General features: G+C 66.8%; 15 protein-coding genes. 2 read left to right on the top strand and 13 right to left on the bottom strand.

Annotated elements, in window-relative coordinates; all coding sequences use genetic code 11:
* Window positions 1-94: 94 nt before the first annotated feature.
* Window positions 95-1768, bottom strand: a complete 1674-nt coding sequence (locus tag POR01S_RS16685; RefSeq protein WP_042137142.1) for a GMC family oxidoreductase — start codon at window positions 1766-1768, stop codon at window positions 95-97.
* Between the two features lie 147 nt (window positions 1769-1915).
* On the opposite strand from POR01S_RS16685, the gene POR01S_RS16680 reads away from it, so the two are divergent.
* Window positions 1916-2818 (top strand): LysR family transcriptional regulator, encoded by a 903-nt coding sequence (locus tag POR01S_RS16680; protein ID WP_007160968.1) that lies wholly within the window; start codon window positions 1916-1918, stop codon window positions 2816-2818.
* A gap of 3 nt (window positions 2819-2821) precedes the next feature.
* Here the strand turns inward: POR01S_RS16680 and POR01S_RS16675 are convergent, their stop codons facing one another.
* Window positions 2822-3517 carry a tellurite resistance TerB family protein gene (locus tag POR01S_RS16675; RefSeq protein ID WP_042137140.1) on the bottom strand — a complete coding sequence of 232 codons (696 nt, stop codon included), beginning with the start codon at window positions 3515-3517 and terminating at the stop codon, window positions 2822-2824.
* A gap of 191 nt (window positions 3518-3708) precedes the next feature.
* On the opposite strand from POR01S_RS16675, the gene POR01S_RS16670 reads away from it, so the two are divergent.
* Entirely contained in the window at window positions 3709-4179 is a 471-nt protein-coding gene (locus POR01S_RS16670) for a nuclear transport factor 2 family protein (protein ID WP_007160966.1), read from the top strand.
* A 37-nt stretch (window positions 4180-4216) separates the two neighbouring features.
* On the opposite strand, the gene POR01S_RS16665 is transcribed toward POR01S_RS16670, so the two are convergent.
* From POR01S_RS16665 to rimM, 11 genes are all read right to left on the bottom strand, one after another.
* Window positions 4217-5320, bottom strand: coding sequence for an NADH:flavin oxidoreductase/NADH oxidase (locus tag POR01S_RS16665; protein ID WP_027600223.1), 1104 nt, complete (start codon window positions 5318-5320; stop codon window positions 4217-4219).
* A 68-nt stretch (window positions 5321-5388) separates the two neighbouring features.
* A complete protein-coding gene (recJ, locus tag POR01S_RS16660; RefSeq protein ID WP_042137138.1) occupies window positions 5389-7110 on the bottom strand; it encodes a single-stranded-DNA-specific exonuclease RecJ in 1722 nt (573 codons plus the stop codon).
* Entirely contained in the window at window positions 7110-7649 is a 540-nt protein-coding gene (locus POR01S_RS16655) for a YaeQ family protein (protein WP_007160963.1), read from the bottom strand. The genes recJ and POR01S_RS16655 overlap by 1 nt, the downstream gene beginning before the upstream one ends.
* 205 nt (window positions 7650-7854) lie before the next feature.
* The gene (thrC, locus tag POR01S_RS16650) at window positions 7855-9264 is read right to left on the bottom strand and encodes a threonine synthase (protein WP_027600221.1); all 1410 of its coding nucleotides are present in this window, start codon (window positions 9262-9264) and stop codon (window positions 7855-7857) included.
* 46 nt (window positions 9265-9310) lie between these two features.
* The gene (locus POR01S_RS16645) at window positions 9311-10615 is read right to left on the bottom strand and encodes a homoserine dehydrogenase (protein WP_007160961.1); all 1305 of its coding nucleotides are present in this window, start codon (window positions 10613-10615) and stop codon (window positions 9311-9313) included.
* A gap of 63 nt (window positions 10616-10678) precedes the next feature.
* Window positions 10679-11404: a thioredoxin fold domain-containing protein gene (locus tag POR01S_RS16640; protein ID WP_007160960.1), complete on the bottom strand. Its 726-nt coding sequence runs from the start codon at window positions 11402-11404 to the stop codon at window positions 10679-10681.
* Window positions 11405-11630: 226 nt separating this feature from the next.
* Window positions 11631-12521 carry a site-specific tyrosine recombinase XerD gene (xerD, locus tag POR01S_RS16635; RefSeq protein WP_042137135.1) on the bottom strand — a complete coding sequence of 297 codons (891 nt, stop codon included), beginning with the start codon at window positions 12519-12521 and terminating at the stop codon, window positions 11631-11633.
* The gene (locus tag POR01S_RS16630) at window positions 12518-12931 is read right to left on the bottom strand and encodes an acyl-CoA thioesterase (RefSeq protein WP_007160958.1); all 414 of its coding nucleotides are present in this window, start codon (window positions 12929-12931) and stop codon (window positions 12518-12520) included. Before POR01S_RS16630 ends, xerD begins: the two co-directional genes overlap by 4 nt.
* Before the next feature lie 65 nt (window positions 12932-12996).
* Window positions 12997-13347, bottom strand: coding sequence for a 50S ribosomal protein L19 (gene rplS, locus POR01S_RS16625; protein ID WP_007160957.1), 351 nt, complete (start codon window positions 13345-13347; stop codon window positions 12997-12999).
* A gap of 42 nt (window positions 13348-13389) precedes the next feature.
* Window positions 13390-14127 carry a tRNA (guanosine(37)-N1)-methyltransferase TrmD gene (gene trmD, locus POR01S_RS16620; RefSeq protein WP_007160956.1) on the bottom strand — a complete coding sequence of 246 codons (738 nt, stop codon included), beginning with the start codon at window positions 14125-14127 and terminating at the stop codon, window positions 13390-13392.
* A gap of 3 nt (window positions 14128-14130) precedes the next feature.
* Window positions 14131-14667 carry a ribosome maturation factor RimM gene (rimM, locus tag POR01S_RS16615; RefSeq protein ID WP_007160955.1) on the bottom strand — a complete coding sequence of 179 codons (537 nt, stop codon included), beginning with the start codon at window positions 14665-14667 and terminating at the stop codon, window positions 14131-14133.
* Window positions 14668-14672: the final 5 nt, after the last annotated feature.

Raw genomic sequence — 14672 nt, 5'->3', positions numbered from 1 at the left:
CCCGGGATCGCCGGGCTGATTGTTGTTATGGGCGACAGCTACTACGGTGGAAACGGCAGGAGGCCCCGCCGTCGGTGAAAGCGGAGGGACGCCGCTAGGCCGCCGAGACCGCGCTGGCCCGGGCCACCACGGCGGGCAGCTCGTGACTGCCCTGCTCGCGCGCCTCGGCCAGCATGAAGCTGGCCGCCTGCTCGGCGATCATCAGCGTTGGCGAGCAGCTGTTGCCCGAGACCAGGGTCGGCATGATGGAGGCGTCGGCCACCCGCAGCCCGGGAATGCCATGCACCCGCAGGCGCGCATCGACCACGGCGTCGGCGTCCTGGCCCATGCGACAGGTGCCGGATGGATGGAAGATGGTGGTGCCTATGGCGCCGGCCGCCTGCTGCAATTCCTCCTCGCTCTGGTAGGCCGGTCCCGGCAGGTATTCCTCGGGTCGATAGGCGGCCAGGGCCGGGGCGGCGACGATGCGCCGGGTCAGGCGGATGGCGTCGGCGGCCACCTTGAGATCCTCCGGCGCACTGAGATAGCGCGGCTGGATCAGCGGCGCGGCCAGCGGGTCGGCGCTGCGGATGGCCACCTGGCCACGACTGGCCGGACGCAGGTTGCACACCGAGGCGGTAAAGGCGGGAAAGCCGTGCAGCGGCTCGCCGAAGCGCTCCAGCGACAGCGGCTGCACGTGATACTGCAGATTGGCCGAGGGCTGCCCGGGATCGGAGCGGGCGAAGGCGCCCAGCTGACTCGGCGCCATGGCCAGGGGGCCACTGCGTTTCCAGAGGTATTCCAGGCCCATGCCCAGCTTGCCCCAGAGGCTGCCGGCCAGGGCGTTGAGGGTAGGCACGCCGTGCACCCGGTAGATCAGCCGCAGTTGCAGGTGATCCTGCAGATTGCCGCCCACCCCTTCCAGGCGGTGCCGGACGCCGATGCCCAGGCCTTCGAGCAGACCGCGCGGCCCTATGCCGGAGCGCTGCAACAGGGTCGGCGAGCCGATGGCGCCGGCGCAGAGCACGATCTCCCGCCGTGCCACCAGGCGCTGGGGCTCGGCCTGGCCCGGCAGGCGCGCCAGCACCGCCCGTGCCCTGCCCTCCTCCAGCAGCACCCGCTCGACCTGGACGCCGGTCAGCACCTCGAGATTGGCGCGCTGGCGGATGGGCTTGAGAAAGGCCTTGGCGGCATTCCAGCGCACGCCATTGCGCTGATTGACCTGGAAGTAGCCGCAGCCTTCGTTGTCACCGGTGTTGAAGTCCTCCACCGGCGCGATGCCGGTTTCGCCGGCGGCCGCGCGAAAGGCGTCGAGCAGCGTCCAGTGCAGGCGCTGCCGCTCGACCCGCCATTCGCCCCCGGCGCCATGAAACTCTGAATTGCCGTCGCAGTGATCCTCCATGCGCTTGAACAGCGGCAGCACGTCCTGCCAGCCCCAGCCGGGATTGCCGGCGGCGGCCCAGCCGTCGTAGTCGCGGGCCTGACCACGCATGTAGATCATGCCGTTGATGGACGAGCAGCCACCCAGCACCCGTCCGCGCGGATAGTTGAGCGCCCGGCCCCCCAGGCCCGCTTCCACCTCGGTCTTGAAACACCAGTCGGTGCGCGGATTGCCGATGCAGAACAGATAGCCGACGGGAATGTGGATCCAGGGATGGTTGTCGCGCCCGCCGGCTTCCAGCAGCAGCACGCGATAGGCCGGATCGGCGGACAGTCGATTGGCCAGCAGGCAGCCGGCCGGACCGGCGCCGACGATGATGAAGTCATATTCCGCAGCAGGACCGGGCATGACGTTCCCTCGCTTTTTTGTTGTTGTGGTCCCTATCCTAGTGTCGTCATCCGCGAACAACAGTCGCAGAAAACGGGCACCGGCTGTGCATTTCTGAACAGCGCCCCGCAAGCGACCACGCAGACAGACCTAGACGAGGGAGACAAGATGTTCGACTGGAACGATCTGCGGGTTTTTCTGGAGATCCAGCGCCATGGCCGCCTGCTGACCGCCGCCCGTAGCCTGGGCGTCAGTCATGCCACCGTCGCCCGCCACCTGGAGGCCCTGGAGCGCGCCCTGGGCAGCCAGCTGCTGGTGCAACAGGCCAGCGGTTATCAGCTCACCCCGGCTGGTCAGGCCCTGCTGGCGCACGCCCAGGCGATGGAAGAAGCCGCGTTGCTGGCCCAGGAGGCAGTGACCCAGAGACTCAATCCGCTGGGCCAGGTGCGGGTCGGGGTGACCGAAGGCCTGGGCACTGGCTTTCTCGCCCAGCGCCTGGGAGCGCTGCTGCGCGACTATGCGGGGCTGGAAGTGGAACTGGTCTCGGTGCCGCGCTTCGTCAGCGTCACCAACCGCGAGGCGGACATCGCCATCACCCTGGAAAGGCCCACCGCCGAAGGCCTGATCGGCCGGCGGCTGACGCCCTATCGCCTGAGGTTCTACGCCAGTCGCACCTACCTGGATCGGGCGCCGCCCCTGGGGGCCGAAGCCGACCTCGGCGAGCAGACCTTCATCGGCTACGTCGACGACCTGCTGTACACCCGCGAACTGCAATTCATCCAGGGACTCTGCCCCGAGCCGCGCATCGTCTTTCGCAGCACCAGCGTCATCGCCCAGCGCGAAGCCGCCTGTGCCGGCATCGGCATCGCGGTGTTGCCCTGCTACCTGGTGGGTCAAGGCACGCCCCTGGAAGGCGTGCTCCCGGAGCGCTCCTTTACCCGGGAGTACTGGATCTCCACCCACCGCGAACTGCACCGCTCCGCGCGCCTGCGCGTGGTCTGGGATTTCCTGCTGCACCTCTGCGCAGCGGAGCGGAGCGTCCTGCTGGGCGAGGAACGCGCCCTCGCCTAGCCGTCAGACCGCCGCGGCCTCGCGCTCCAGTTCGGCGCGCAGACCGGGCTCCAGGCGCAACTGGCGCGCCAGCTCGTCCAGATAGGCCTTTTCCATGTATTGCTGATCGTCGATCAGCATCAGGCTGGCCAGGTACATCTCGGCGGCCATCTCGGGGGTTTCCGCCGCGGCGGCGACCTTGGCCGGGTCGAGCGGCTGCTCCAGTTCGCGCTGCAGCCAGCTGCGCAGTTCGGGATCTTTGTCCAGCTTGGCCATCTCGGCTTCGATGGCCTGGCGCTCCTGGTCATCGACATGGCCATCGGCCTTGGCCGCCGCGATCAGGGCGATCAGCACCGCCCGGCCGTGGGCCTCGGCTTCGTGCTCCGGTACCCGATCCACGGTGCGGGGCTCGGCGGCCGCCGCGCCCTGGACCTGGTTGGCCTGCCAGGACTGATAGGCCTTGTAGGCCACCATGCCGAGCGCCGCCAAGCCGCCATAACCGACCGCCTTGCCCCCCATGGCACGCCCACGCTTGCTACCCAGCAGGGCGGTCAGGGCGCCGGCAGCCAAGCCGCTGTTACCCAGGCCCGAAAGCAGACCGCCAAGGGGATCCTTGCCGGAAGACGGGGTACCGGGTCGTGGGGCCGCGTGGCCGGTCTTCTTGGCCAGGGCCTGCTGGCCCGCCTTGAGCAATTGATCGAGCAAACCGCGGGTGTTCATGGATGACCTCCACAGAGTCGGGATTCAGCTTCTTGGGACCGCCGTCCGCACCGTCCGGCTCCCGGCACCTGCTTACCGGATGTTGCCGGGAACACCGTCGCCAACGGCCAGCCGCTACAAAATATTGCTGACCGCGGACCGCCCACGGCGCTACTCTTGCGCCTCCCCCCTGCAGTTGCCGGAGACACCCCATGCGCTCGCGTCTGGCTGTGCTGTTCGCGCTTTCGGTCGCCCTTACCGCCGGCCAGGTCCAGGCCGCCGCCGAGGATGCCCGCCTCATCGCCAATCGCTATCTCGATGCCTGGAACGATCACGACGCCGAGGCCGCCAGCGCCCTGCTCGATCCCAAGGTGCAGTATTTCGACAGTGGCGCCGCCACCACCGAGACCAGCCGCACCCAGGCCCGCGACAGGATCGTCAAGGTCACCCTCAAGGCGGTACCGGATCTGCAGGTGAAGATGGTGCACAAGCCGGTCATCGGCCCGCGCAGCATCGCCTTCGAATGGGAACTGACCGGCAACCGCACCACCGCCACCGGCAAGCAACCGGTGAAGATCCGCGGCGCCAGCATCATGAAGATCCGCGACGGTCGCATCTGGTACCTGGGCGACTACTACGACAGCGACGCCTTGGAGGCGATGCTGCGACCGGTAAAGCCCTGACCCGGGAGCCATCCGGGCGGATGGCTCCGTTGCTCCCCTATTCCACCCCGAACGGCTTGCGCAGCGGCGTATCCCGGTGCGCGGCGCGGACGTACTGCGGCGGCCAGGAGACCTTCTCGCGCAAGGCTTCGGCGGCATTCAGCGGCCAGTAGGGATCGCGCAGCAGCTCACGGGCCAACAGCACCAGATCGGCCTGACCGGTGCGCAGCACGTGCTCGGCCTGGGCCGCATCGGTGATCATGCCCACCGCGCCACTGGGGATCCCGGCTTCCTTGCGCACCCGCTCGGCGAACTGGGTCTGGTAACCGGGGCCGGTGGGAATGTCGGCCTGGGCCGCGGTGCCGCCGGAAGAGACATCGATCAGGTCGACGCCCAGGGTCTTGAGCCGGCGCGCCAGTTCCACCGTCTCGTCGACGTCCCAGCCGTCTTCCACCCAGTCGGTGGCCGAGACCCGCACGAACAGCGGCAACTCCTCCGGCCAGACCGCGCGCACGTCGGCGGTCACCTCCAGCAGCAGGCGGATGCGATTCTCGAAATTGCCGCCGTAGTCGTCTTCGCGGCGGTTGGAAAGCGGCGAGAGGAACTGGTGCAGCAGATAGCCGTGGGCGGCATGGATCTCGGCCACCTTGAAGCCGGCCGCCAGGGCGCGTTCGGCAGTGTCCACGAAGGCCCGGCGAATGCTGGCGATGTCGTCGCGATCCACCGCCGTGGGCCGGGTGTGCTGGGGATCGAAGGCGATGGCCGAGGGCGCCACCGGCACCCAGCCGCCTTCGGCGATGGGCACGCTGCCGTGCTTGCCGAGCCAGGGTTGCCAGGTGCTGGCCTTGCGCCCGGCGTGGGCCAGCTGGATACCGGCGACACTGCCCTGCCCCTCGATGAACTGGGTGATGCGCCGCAGGGGCTCGATCTGCTCGTCCTTCCACAACCCCAGGTCCTGGGGCGTGATGCGCCCGTCGGGGGTGACCGCGGTGGCCTCGAAGATCACCAGGCCGGCACCACCGGTGGCGCGACTGCCCAAGTGGACTAGGTGCCAGTCGTTGGCGAAACCGTCTTCGCTGGAGTACTGGCACATCGGGGAGACCACCACGCGATTGGGCAGGGTCAGCTGACGCAAGGTCAGGGGCTGGAACAGGAGACTCATGGCGGACCTCGTCTTCTCGGGATTCACGGCATTGGAGTGTTCCCGAACAGAATAGGTCGCTATTCCGACTAACGAGGTGCCAGGTGCACCACCAGCAACTGCACACTCTCGTTGCCGCGGAATTCGTTCACGTCCAGCCGATAGGCCAGCTCGGCCCAGCGGATGTTGGGATCGGGCCAGGTGTCGCGATCGATGTTGAAGGCGATGCCGTCCAGCTCCGGTCCGCCCTGCTCGCTGCGCAGGGTCAGCTTGAGATGCCGCTCCTTGAGCAGGCGCTGGGAGAGGATCTCGAAGGTGCCGTGGAACAGCGGTTCGGGAAACTGCTGCCCCCAAGGACCGGCCTGGCGCAGGGCCTGGGCCAGGCCGAGCTGGAACTCGGTGGGAGCCAGGCAACCATCGGTCTGCAGGCGACCACTGAGGTCGTCGGCCTGCAGATGGCGGCGCACCTCGGCGTCGAAGGCCGCGGCAAAGGTCTCGTAGTGCGCCTGGGGCAGGCTGAGGCCGGCGGCCATGGCGTGACCGCCGAACTTGGTGATGAGTCCCGGATGCCGGGTCGCCACGGCGTCCAGGGCATCGCGGATGTGCAGCCCGGGCACCGAGCGCGCCGAGCCCTTGAGCATGCCGTTGCCACTGCCGTCGTCGGCAAAGGCCAGCGCCGGGCGGTGATACTTCTCCTTGAGGCGCGAGGCGAGGATGCCGATCACGCCCTGGTGCCACTCCGGATCGAACAGACAGAGACCGAAGGGCAGATTGTCTTCCGGCAGCTCCTTGAGCTGCTTAAGCGCCTCGCGCTGCATGCCCTGCTCGATGCTCTTGCGATCCTTGTTGAAGTCGTCCAGCTGCTGGGCGTATTCCTGCGCCAGCTGCGGGTCTTCGCAGAGCAGCAGCTCGATGCCGATGGACATGTCGTCCAGCCGGCCGGCGGCATTGAGCCGCGGGCCGAGAATGAATCCGAGGTCGCTGGAGGCCACCTTGCCCGGCTGGCGCCCGGCCACTTCCAGCAGCGCCTTGAGCCCCGGTCGCGCCCGACCGGCGCGGATACGCATCAGCCCCTGGTGCACCAGGATGCGGTTGTTGGCATCCAGCGGCACCACGTCCGCGACGCTGCCGAGGGCGACCAGATCCAGCAACTCGGCCAGATTGGGCTCGGCCAGGCCCTGACGCGCGAACCAGCCGTTCTCGCGCAGGCGACTGCGCAGGGCGAGCATCACATAGAAGATCACCCCGACCCCGGCAATGCACTTGCTGGGAAAGGCGCAGGCCGGCTGGTTGGGATTGACGATGGCATCGGCGGCGGGCAATTCGGCGCCCGGCAGGTGGTGATCGGTGATGACCACCTGCAGCCCGGCGGCTTTGGCCGCGGCCACGCCGTCCAGGCTGGAGATGCCGTTGTCGACGGTGAGCAGCACCTCGGGTTCGCGCTGCAGGGCCACGGCGACGATCTCGGGCGTCAGGCCGTAGCCGTATTCGAAGCGATTGGGCACCAGGTAGTCGACCCAGGCCGCACCCAGACGCCGCAGCGCCAGCACGCCCACGGCACTGGCGGTGGCGCCATCGGCGTCGAAGTCGCCGACGATGAGGATGCGCCGGCGCTCTTCCAGGGCCCGCGCCAGCAGCTCCACCGCGGCCTCGATGCCCTTGAGCTGGTGATAGGGCACCAGCCGCGCCAGACCCTTGTCGAGTTCTTCCGGCAAGGTCACGCCGCGGGCGGCATAGAGCCGGGTGAGCAGCGGCGGTAGATCGCCCAGGTCGGGCAACACCGCCGGCAGCGGACGGGGCTCCAGGCGCATCAACGTTCGCCCAGCAGCCATTCCAGCTGCAATTCGTGCTGACCGCGGTCGTCGGTGACGAACAAGGTGCCTTCGCTGATCATCACCTGCCAGGAAATGCTGCGCGGCAGATCGCGGGCCAGCTCGGCCAGGGGCTCGGCGGGCACCGCGGCGATGTGCAGATTCTTCAGCGTCCTGACCGCGTCCACCACCTTGGTCTGCCAGACGCGCAGGTTGCCATAGGCCAGCAGACTGGTGCGCTCGGTGCGGCGGCTGCACCAGGTCAGGCGCTCGGCATCGGGCTGGCCGACTTCGATCCAGTGCAGCACCCGACCGTCCAGGCTCTTTTCCCACAGCGCCGGCTCGTCGACGTCGGACAGCCCGCGGCCGAAGGCCAGCTGCTCGTTGTACCAGAGCACATAGGCCAGCAACCGCACCGCCATGCGCTCCTCGGTCTCGGAGGGATGCCGCGCCACGGTCAGGCGCAGATTCTCGTAGACCCCGCGATCCAGATCGGTGAGGTTGAGTTCGACTTTATAGGGCGTGGCTTGCAGAGCCATGGCGGGTCACCGGCAGGGAAAGCCGGGCATTGTACCGGAAAAGGCAGGGGGCTCGGGATCAGAGGAGCGTCAGGGGATCGGTGGAGCGGAGGTAGGATGTATCGCGGCCATGCCGGTGCGCCGTAGCGACCGCTCCTACAGGTGCTCAGACTTCCCGTAGGAGCGGCCCATGGCCGCGATAACCGCGATCTAAAGGGCTAAAAATCTACAGCGGCTGCCCACGCTTGCCGTGGCGGCTGACGAAGGCCTGGACGGCGGCCAGGTCGTTGGGCAGCACGGTGCAACGCTCTTCCCTCTGCAGCAGGTCGGCCAGGTGGGTCGGCAGGCTGAGGGTCGCGCCGATGCCGGCCTTTTCCACCGCCTCGGGGAATTTGACCGGGTGGGCGGTGCCCAGCACCACCATGGGCGTGGCCAGGCTGCGTCGGCATTCGCGAGCGGCGCGGACGCCGATGGCGGTGTGCGGATCCAGCACCTCGCCGGTGGCGGCATACACCTCGGCAATGGTGGCGCAGGTCTCTTCATCGCTCACGGCGAGGGAATCGAACAGCTTGCGCGCTTCGGTCCAGCGATCGTCGGCCACCGTCAGGGTGCCGCTGCTGCGGAAATTCGCCATCAGCTCGGCCAGGGCCAGGCCGTCGCGACCGTGCAGGTCGAACAGCAGGCGCTCGAAATTGGACGAGACCATGATGTCCATGGACGGCGACAGCGTGGCTTCCAGCTGCTGCTTGTCGTAGCGGTTGCCCGACATGAAGCGGTGCAGGATGTCGTTGCGGTTGGTGGCCACCACCAGCTGGCTCACCGGCAGACCCATGTTGCGGGCCAGGTAGCCGGCGAAGATGTCGCCGAAGTTGCCGGTGGGTACCGAGAAGGCGATGGAGCGCGCCGGGGCGCCCAGCTGCAGGGCCGCGTGGAAGTAGTAGACGATCTGGGCCATGATCCGCGCCCAGTTGATCGAGTTGACCGCCACCAGCGGGGTGCCCTTGAGGAAACCCTGGTCGGCGAAGCTGGCCTTGACCATCTCCTGGCAGTCGTCGAAGTTGCCTTCGATGGCGATGTTGTGGATGTTGTCGCCCAGCAGCGTGGTCATCTGCCGGCGCTGCACTTCCGACACCCGCTGGTGCGGATGGAGGATGAAGATGTCCACGTTCTCGCAGCGCTTGCAGCCTTCGATGGCCGCCGAGCCGGTGTCGCCGGAGGTGGCGCCCATGATCACCACGCGCTCGCCGCGCTTGGCCAGCACATGGTCGAGCAGCCGCCCCAGCAGTTGCAGGGCGAAGTCCTTGAAGGCCAGGGTCGGGCCGTGGAACAGCTCCAGCACCCATTCGTTGGCGTCCAGCTGGCGCAGCGGCGCGATCGAGCTATGGGCGAAACCGGCGTAGGTCTCTTCCAGGATGGCCTTGAATTCGGCATCGGCGATGGAGCCGGCGACGAAGGGCTTCATCACCCGGAAGGCCAGCTCGTGGTAGGGCAGACCGGCCCAGGAGGCGATCTCCTCCAGGGAAAAGCGTGGCAGGTTCTCCGGCACATAGAGACCGCCATCGCTGGCGAGACCCGCCAGCAGCACTTCTTCGAAATTCAGCGCGGGCGCCTGGCCGCGGGTACTGATGTAACGCATGACTCGACCTCGGGAAAGACGGCGGCGCCGGGCGCCGCCAGGCTGCTCAGTTCAGGTGCTCGACGCGGATGCGGACGACATCGCCGACGACATCGTCCAGGGCTTCCAGCGCGGTGATGGCCTCGACCATGTGGCGCTCGGTCACGCGATGGGTCAGCAGGATCATGGGCACCAGGCCGTCATGTTCCTCGGCTTCCTTCTGCATGATGGACTCGATGTTGATGCCGCGCGCCGAGAGGATGCTCGCCACCTGGGCCAGCACGCCCGGGTGGTCCTTGGCCTGGATGCGCAGATAATAGGCGCTCTCGCAGGCCTCGATCGACAGCACCGGATGGTCGGACAGCGCATCGGGCTGGAAGGCCAGGTGCGGCACGCGATTCTCCGGATCCGAGGTCATGGCGCGCACCACGTCCACCAGGTCGGCCACCACCGCCGAGGCGGTCGGCTCCTGGCCGGCACCTGCGCCATAGAACAGCGTCGAGCCGACGGCGTCGCCATTGACCATCACCGCGTTCATCACGCCGTTGACGTTGGCGATCAGGCGATCGGCCGGGATCAGCGTCGGGTGTACCCGCAGCTCGATGCCCTGGTCGGTGCTGCGCGCCACGCCCAGATGCTTGATGCGATAGCCCAGTGCCTCGGCGTAGCCGACGTCGGCGGTGGTCAGGCGGGTGATGCCCTCGGTGTAGGCCTTGTCGAATTGCAGCGGGATGCCGAAGGCGATGGAGGCCAGGATGGTCAGCTTGTGGGCGGCATCGATGCCTTCCACGTCAAAGGTCGGATCGGCCTCGGCATAGCCCAGCGCCTGGGCTTCGGCCAGGACATCGGGAAAGGTGCGACCCTTCTCGCGCATCTCGGAGAGGATGAAGTTGCCGGTACCGTTTATGATGCCGGCCACCCAGTTGATGCGGTTGGCGGCCAGGCCTTCGCGCAGCGCCTTGATCACCGGGATGCCCCCGGCCACCGAGGCTTCGAAGGCGACGATCACGCCCTGCTCGCGCGCCTTGGCGAAGATCTCGTTGCCGTGCACGGCGATCAGCGCCTTGTTGGCGGTGACCACGTGCTTGCCGTTGGCGATGGCTCGCAGCACCAGTTCGCGGGCCAGGGTGTAGCCACCGATCAGCTCCACCACCACGTCGATCTCGGGATTGTCGGCCACCGCCAGGACCTCGGCGGTGATCGGCGTGCTACCGGTGTCGCATTGGGGATTGGGCCGGCGCTGGGCGATCTGCGCCACCTCGATACCCCGACCGGCGCGCCGGGCGATTTCCTCGGCGTTGCGCTTGAGTACGTTGAAGGTCCCGCTGCCCACGGTACCCAGACCACAGATGCCTACTTTGACCGGCTTCACACCCTTATCCCCATGTCGTGTGGGACCGCTCCGCGGCCCCGTTCATAACTCTGATTGAGGCGCCTAGCGGGCGCCGATTGCCGCTTCCGCCAGCTGGTCGGCCGGCTGGTAGCCCGGGATCATCTGGCCATCGGCGAGAATGATCGCCGGCGTGCCCTGGATACCCATGTTCTGCCCCAGCGCGAATTGCTGGGCGACCGGATTCTGGCAGCTCTCGGACTTGACCTCACGACCGGTGAACATCTGGTTCAGCGCCGCCGGCTTGTCCTTGGCGCACCACACCGCCTCCAGTTGCTTGGAGCCCGGCGAGCCCATGCCCTGGCGCGGGAAGGCCAGGTAGCGCACCTCGATGCCGCGCTTGTTCAGCTCGGGCACCTCGGCGTGCAGCTTCTGGCAATAGGGGCAGGTGGTGTCGGTGAAGACGGTGATGTGCGCCTTGGTCTCGCCCTGGGCGGGATAGACGATCATCTGGTTGCGATCGAGGCCGTTGATCTGCCGCGCCACGGCGACGTTCTCGGCCTTCTCGGTCAGGTTGGAGGCCTTGCCGTCCTTGACCTGATACAGATAGCCCTGCATGACGAACTGGCCATCGCCGCTGGCATAGAGCACGCGCCCGCCCTTGAGCTGGACCTGGTAGAGCCCTTCCAGCGGACTCTTGGCGATGGACTCGATGGCGAGATTGGGTTGTAGCGCGGTCAGGCTCTGGCGAATGGCCTGCTCAGGTTCGGCCTGAGCCAGTTGCACGCCGAGCCCCAGGCAAGCGGCGAGCAACAGTTGGGAAATACGCATGTTTGACTCCTGTTGAGACGCCGGCAAGCCTACCACAGACCTGCCGGCTACGGCGGTCCCGCCCCCAGGGCGGGGCTTCAGAAGTGTCTACGCAATTTTGGCGGCGCTTTTGGTCCCTGAGCGGTGTTGCCGCTCCTTGCCATAGCCCTGCTATGACTCGTCCCGGCGCCTGGCTCAGAAACCAAAATCACTCGCCAATTCTTGCGCGAACTTCTGAAACACCGCTCTAGCCGCGCGGATGGTGCTGGGCGTGCAGTTGCTGCAGCCGCACGCGGGCGACGTGGGTGTAGATCTGGGTGGTGGACAGGCTGGTATGGCCGAGCAGCATCTGCACCGTGCGCAGGTCGGCGCCGTGATTGAGCAGATGGGTGGCGAAGGCGTGCCTCAGGGTATGCGGCGACAGCGAGGTGCGGATGCCGGCCACCTGGGCATGCAGCTTGATGCGGTGCCAGAAGGTCTGCCGGGTCATGGGCGTGCCGCGCTGGCTGGGAAAGAGGATGTCGCCGGGCTGGCCGCCCAGCAGCAGCGGACGCGCGGTCTTCAGATAGCTTTCCAGCCAGGCGATGGCCTCTTCGCCCAGGGGGATCAGCCGCTCCTTGCTGCCCTTGCCGAAGACCCGCAGCGAACCCTCGCGCAGGTTGATCTCGTCCAGGGTCAGGCTGATCAGCTCGGTCACCCGCAGGCCGGTGGCATAGAGCACCTCGAGCATGGTGCGATCGCGCAGGCCCAGGGTGTCCTCGGTATCCGGCGCGGCCAACAGGGCTTCCACATCCGCCTCGGACAGGCTCTTGGGCAGCGGCGCACCCAGCTGCGGCATGCTCACCAGCAGCGTCGGGTCCTCGGCCAGCCGCCCCTCGCGCACCGCATACTTGTAGAAGCTGCGCAGCCCGGAGAGGAAACGCGCCGTAGAGCGCGCCTGGTAACCCTGGCTCAGGCGCCAGCCGAGGTGATCGAGCACGGCGTCGCGGCCGACGGACTCCAGGGTCAGGCCCCTGCCCTCCAGCCAGCGGGCGAAGGCCAGCAGGTCGGTGCGGTAGGCGCTGCGGGTATGGGGCGACAGCCCCTTCTCCAACCACAGGGCGTCGAGGAATTCCTCGATCAGCCGCTCGGCGTTCACGCGGCGAATCCGGGCAGCACCGGCGTCGGCTTGCCCTCGTCATCGACGGCGACAAAGCTGAAGGCGCCATTGATGGCGCGCTCGCGGCCTTCCGCCAGCATGCCTTCGACGAAGACCTCCACCTGCACCTTGATGCTGGTGTTGCCGACCTTCACCACCCGGCCGATCAGTTCGACGATGGAGCCCGCGGGAATGGGATGGTTGAAATCGATGCGGTCGGTGGAGACCGTGACCAGCGGCTTGCGACAGAAGCGCGTCGCGGTGATGAAGGACACCTCGTCCATCCAGGCCAGGGCGGTGCCGCCGAACAGGGTGTCGTGATGATTGGTGGTGGGCGGGAAGACCGCCTTGGCCACCCGGGTTTCCGACAGCGCGGTGCGCCGCTGGATTTCCGCTTCGCGGGTCGTCATGTCTTACCTCGAACCTCAGAAACGAAAAAAGCAGCCGAAGCTGCTTTTTTCTGGTCACGCCGCGATCAGGAAAGCTTTTCCTTGATGCGGGCAGCCTTGCCGGACAGTTCGCGCAGGTAGTACAGCTTGGCCTTGCGCACGTCACCGCGACGCTTGACGCTCAGGCTGTCGACCAGCGGGCTGTAGGTCTGGAAGGTACGCTCGACGCCAACGCCGTTGGAGATCTTGCGTACGGTGAAGGCGCTGTTCAGGCCGCGGTTACGCTTGCCGATCACCACGCCCTCGAAGGCCTGCAGACGCTGACGGTCGCCTTCCTTCACCTTAACCTGGACAATCACGGTGTCGCCGGGGGCGAACGCCGGGATTTCTTTGTTCATCTGCTCAGCTTCGATCTGGGCAATGATTTTGTTGGTCATGTCACTCTGCTCCTAAGACAGGCCGCGGCCCGCCATCGATACCTAACTATCGTTCCGCTGACGGAGGTATTCCGCCAACAGGTTCTGCTCTTCTCCAGAAAGCGAGCGGCCATCCAGAAGATCGGCGCGTCGCTCCGCAGTGCGTCCCAGGGACTGCTGCAGGCGCCAGCGCCGGATATGCTCGTGGTTACCACTGAGCAACACGTCGGGTACGCGACGGCCCTCGTACACCTCGGGTCGGGTGTAGTGCGGGCAATCGAGCAGGCCATCGGTAAACGAGTCCTGCTCGGCGGAATCCGCATGCCCCAAGGCTCCAGGCAGCAGTCGCGTGACCCCATCGATCAGCACCATGGCCGGCAATTCACCGCCGGACAGCACATAGTCGCCAATCGACCATTCTTCATCCACGTGCGTCTCGATGAAACGCTCGTCGATGCCTTCGTAACGCCCGGCGATGAGGATCAGATGCTCCTCCTGCGCCAGTTCCCGTACCGCCGCCTGGTCGAGTTTGCGACCCTGGGGAGACAGGTAGATCACCTTTGCCGCCGAATCACCCTTGGCATCGGCCAGGGCGCGCTCCAGCGGCTGGATCTTCATGACCATGCCGGGACCGCCGCCAAAGGGCCGGTCGTCCACGGTCTGGTGACGATCCTCGGTATAGCTGCGCGGGTTGTAGCAGGTCAGCTCCAGGAGCCCCTGCTTCATCGCGCGACCGCTTACGCCATAGGCGCTGACGGCCTCGAACATCTCGGGAAAGAGGCTGATGACATCGATACGCATGGATCAGAAATCCGCGTCCCAGTCGACCTGCATCTCGCCCTTAGCCAGATCCACCGCCAGCACGTACTGGTCGGGCAGATAAGGCAACAGACGCTCACGATCATCGAGGCTGCCAGCACAGGGCTTGACCACCATGACGTCGTTGGCCCCGGTCTCCAGCAGATGATCCACCACGCCCAGCCACTGGCCTTCGCGATTGATCACCTTGAGACCTTCCAGCTGATGCCAGTAGTAGTCACCGGCGCCCAGCTGGGGCAATTCGCTGCGCGGCACGCAGATCTCGAAACCGGCCATCAGGCGGGCTTCTTCGCGATCGTCCAGGCCCTGCAGACGTACCGTCAGGACCTTGCCGTGCATCCGACCGCCGAGCACCTTGACCTGCCGGGTCTCGCCTTCGCGCCGCAGCGTCCAGGTTCGATAGTCCAGCAGATTGTCGAGCGGATCGGTAAAGGAGTAGATCTTGAGCTCACCGCGTACGCCAAAGACCGAAACTATCTTGCCCAGGACCACCAGGTCGGGGGCGGAGGTCGGCGTACTCATGGTCT

This window comes from Pseudomonas oryzihabitans NBRC 102199 (assembly GCF_000730625.1).
Classification (GTDB): Bacteria; Pseudomonadota; Gammaproteobacteria; order Pseudomonadales; family Pseudomonadaceae; genus Chryseomonas; species Chryseomonas oryzihabitans.
This window is presented reverse-complemented; position numbering and strand designations above follow the sequence as displayed.

What these genes read in the sequence shown, in the direction of transcription:
- POR01S_RS16685 (WP_042137142.1), bottom strand. Translation starts at nt 1,768, where the DNA reads ATGCCCGGTCCTGCTGCGGAATATGACTTCATCATCGTCGGCGCCGGT.
- POR01S_RS16680 (WP_007160968.1), top strand. Translation starts at nt 1,916, where the DNA reads ATGTTCGACTGGAACGATCTGCGGGTTTTTCTGGAGATCCAGCGCCAT.
- POR01S_RS16675 (WP_042137140.1), bottom strand. Translation starts at nt 3,517, where the DNA reads ATGAACACCCGCGGTTTGCTCGATCAATTGCTCAAGGCGGGCCAGCAG.
- POR01S_RS16670 (WP_007160966.1), top strand. Translation starts at nt 3,709, where the DNA reads ATGCGCTCGCGTCTGGCTGTGCTGTTCGCGCTTTCGGTCGCCCTTACC.
- POR01S_RS16665 (WP_027600223.1), bottom strand. Translation starts at nt 5,320, where the DNA reads ATGAGTCTCCTGTTCCAGCCCCTGACCTTGCGTCAGCTGACCCTGCCC.
- recJ (WP_042137138.1), bottom strand. Translation starts at nt 7,110, where the DNA reads ATGCGCCTGGAGCCCCGTCCGCTGCCGGCGGTGTTGCCCGACCTGGGC.
- POR01S_RS16655 (WP_007160963.1), bottom strand. Translation starts at nt 7,649, where the DNA reads ATGGCTCTGCAAGCCACGCCCTATAAAGTCGAACTCAACCTCACCGAT.
- thrC (WP_027600221.1), bottom strand. Translation starts at nt 9,264, where the DNA reads ATGCGTTACATCAGTACCCGCGGCCAGGCGCCCGCGCTGAATTTCGAA.
- POR01S_RS16640 (WP_007160960.1), bottom strand. Translation starts at nt 11,404, where the DNA reads ATGCGTATTTCCCAACTGTTGCTCGCCGCTTGCCTGGGGCTCGGCGTG.
- POR01S_RS16630 (WP_007160958.1), bottom strand. Translation starts at nt 12,931, where the DNA reads ATGACGACCCGCGAAGCGGAAATCCAGCGGCGCACCGCGCTGTCGGAA.
- rplS (WP_007160957.1), bottom strand. Translation starts at nt 13,347, where the DNA reads ATGACCAACAAAATCATTGCCCAGATCGAAGCTGAGCAGATGAACAAA.
- trmD (WP_007160956.1), bottom strand. Translation starts at nt 14,127, where the DNA reads ATGCGTATCGATGTCATCAGCCTCTTTCCCGAGATGTTCGAGGCCGTC.
- rimM (WP_007160955.1), bottom strand. Translation starts at nt 14,667, where the DNA reads ATGAGTACGCCGACCTCCGCCCCCGACCTGGTGGTCCTGGGCAAGATA.